Origin of the sequence: Staphylococcus pettenkoferi, assembly GCF_002902685.1 — a bacterium.
In the GTDB taxonomy this organism is placed as follows: Bacteria; Bacillota; Bacilli; order Staphylococcales; family Staphylococcaceae; genus Staphylococcus; species Staphylococcus pettenkoferi.
Window position 1 is genome coordinate 1 of record NZ_PPRN01000098.1, and the last position, 2624, is coordinate 2624.

Below are 2624 nucleotides of genomic sequence, written 5' to 3' on the forward strand. Positions count from 1 at the left end.
CTATAATTATTATAATCAACTCTTTATTCACAAATGACGAAAGTTATAAAACAATTATAAATATAATTGTGCTTGTGCTTGTATTAATTATGGGGATTGCTGCATTAATAATACGATTTAACCATAACTCAAAACATAAATAATTATTCGTTCCATCTTAAATATGAAAGAGAGTCTAGGTCATAAAACCCAGGCTCTATTTTATTATTCAAGAATCTTTATACTAGAGCCTTAATAATTAATAACATAAACAAACTATGTTCAGAATTAATTTAATGTTATTGTGAAATTATGATACTCATCCACTTCGGGAGGATACATATATGGCTGGTCATTATATACTACGTAAAATTATTGGAGTATTAATAATCGTACCTATTCTCGCTGCTCAATATTTCATTTCTCGTTATGCAGGTGGAAAGTGGAAGTATCTCATTCCAGCATTATTACTTATCGTATTGGCAATTCTATTATTTACTAAAGTGATAACTGTAGCTAGTTTCTTCATCATATTAATTATTGGTGAACTTGTATTGTTTGCTCAGACAGGTATGAGCGAGAGGGAGAAAAATAACTAAGTGTTAATTTAGAGTTTATAGCTAAAAGGTAATAGTGAGAGAAAAATCAAATTAGAAGTTGTGAGTCCGATGACTAATCTGTTAGGTTGTCGGGCTTATTTTTATGATGAAATTCAAAGACATCATTCTATAATCTATACTACATAATATTAAAAATATTTTATTACAAAATAGTAAACGTCTGTTAATATTGAGTGTGAATATGATATAGGAGATGTATTTATGAAATTAAAAGCTTTATGGACAATTGGTTTATCATCTGTATTAGTACTAAGTGCTTGTGGAACCTATAACGACGAGAATCGTAAAGATGACAAAGAGAATGAAACTTCAGAGAGAACAGATAAGATGTCAAATGAGTCTAAGCAACAAACAGACAATAATCAATCTGAGCAACAAACGAATGACAATGAACAGAATCGCTCTGAAGATGATGAATCGAATCCAAATCAAGAGTTTGAACATAAAGATCCAAATAATAACGCTGAAAATAGCGATCAAATAGCCGAAAATAATGAACCTATCTCAATTGATGAGGCGAAAGCGATTGATTATAAAGCAGATGATGTTCAAAGTTTAACTACAGACGAAAATAAACTGATCTATAATCAAGATCGTAGTACAGATAATGAAATTTTTATTGAAACGCCCTTTGGAGGTATTAATAGTTCAGTTAAAAATTATGCCATTGTAAATAAATTTACAGGTGAAATAGTTGATAGTGGTGGAGCAATCACCTCACCAGATGGATTTATAGACGATAAAGATGGTTATGTTAATAAAGATATTTATAATACAACTACTGATTTCTACAATACATTCGTTTATAAAGAGGGTATACCAGTATACGAGGCTAGTTCCGAAGATGTACCATCGGATCAATATAAAGACGTTCTAGATTTAGTAAATGAGTACAGTAAAGCACAAAGAGAAAAAGAAAATCAAACAGTTAATTAGGCAAAAAAAGGAGAGTTAGAATGGCTACTGTAACGCAAAGAATTAAGCAAGTCAAGCAACCGCGTGGAGTGTATTTAAATAGAAAGCATTATTTATTAATCATAACTTCAATAACAATGCGAAATCTTATAAAAACTGTTACTAATGGAAAGGAGGCAATAATGTGAGTTTAACAGCAATTGATTTAATACTTTTAAATAAGAATGTAAACAGAGAAGTTAACAATGAAATATTTGAGAATAACACTCTAGCTAAAGGTGACGAAACAGTTTTATCTTCAATAAATCGTTTAATTGATAATGAAGCTTTAATAAAGACTCAAGAGTTTGATATAAGTATAAGTAAAATGACTATCCCCCAATTAAAGCAAATTCTAAAACAAAATGGGATAAAAAAAGCGGTAATAAGCAAGAAATAATTAATCGAATTAGAAAATACTATGACACAATAGAAGGTTTAGAGTTACCAACAGTGTACAAGGCAACAGAAAAAGGAGAGAAGCTAATAGAGGAAACAAATTACTTAAATGAATTTATATATTATACTTCTTTAACCCCGGCACGTGCTTATTATATTGCTAATAATTACGTAGATGAAGAAGTTAAAGATAAAATTGAAGCGATTTATAAATTTGAAATAAAAAGGCTCGTTAATAGAGATGATGAGATTCCTGATTTAATAATTATGTCTCTAATTAGCTATTATGAAAATAGTAAAAAAGATGTAGATAATGCTAGAAAATACAAAAATATCCTTTTCTATTTAAGGCTAGAAAATTTAATAAATGAACTAAAGAATATTGATAGTTATTCTTTGTTTTACGATATAGAAGATAGGTCTTTGAAATATGACTATATAAGAGATAGTTTGCATAGATGTGTTACTCAAATAGATGGGAAAGTATATGAAGATTTAGTTTTTAACAAAGAATTGACCACTAAAAAATTATTCAACTTATTCAAAGAAGATATTAGTGAATTTATTAATTATGATAATTGGGATTCACATTTATATTATTATTATGTAGAACTTATAGAAGTATCAACTAAAAAAGAGGATGACGAATTTTATTACTCATATTTACTAGAT

Annotated in this window: 3 protein-coding genes and 1 pseudogene; all 4 read left to right on the forward strand. The window is 28.5% G+C overall.

Going from position 1 to position 2624, the window contains the following annotated elements:
- Positions 1-323: 323 nt before the first annotated feature.
- Positions 324-578 carry a hypothetical protein gene (locus CD126_RS11795; RefSeq protein WP_049407457.1) on the forward strand — a complete coding sequence of 85 codons (255 nt, stop codon included), beginning with the start codon at positions 324-326 and terminating at the stop codon, positions 576-578.
- 222 nt (positions 579-800) lie between these two features.
- A complete protein-coding gene (locus tag CD126_RS11800) occupies positions 801-1535 on the forward strand; it encodes a midas domain-containing protein (RefSeq protein ID WP_103370525.1) in 735 nt (244 codons plus the stop codon).
- Between the two features lie 163 nt (positions 1536-1698).
- Positions 1699-1953, forward strand: coding sequence for a hypothetical protein (locus tag CD126_RS11805; protein ID WP_103370526.1), 255 nt, complete (start codon positions 1699-1701; stop codon positions 1951-1953).
- A 53-nt stretch (positions 1954-2006) separates the two neighbouring features.
- A pseudogene (locus tag CD126_RS11810) lies at positions 2007-2624 on the forward strand (hypothetical protein); the annotation flags it as partial.

Coding starts and splice junctions, on each gene's coding strand:
- CD126_RS11800 (WP_103370525.1), top strand. CDS start 801: ATGAAATTAAAAGCTTTATGGACAATTGGTTTATCATCTGTATTAGTA.
- CD126_RS11795 (WP_049407457.1), top strand. CDS start 324: ATGGCTGGTCATTATATACTACGTAAAATTATTGGAGTATTAATAATC.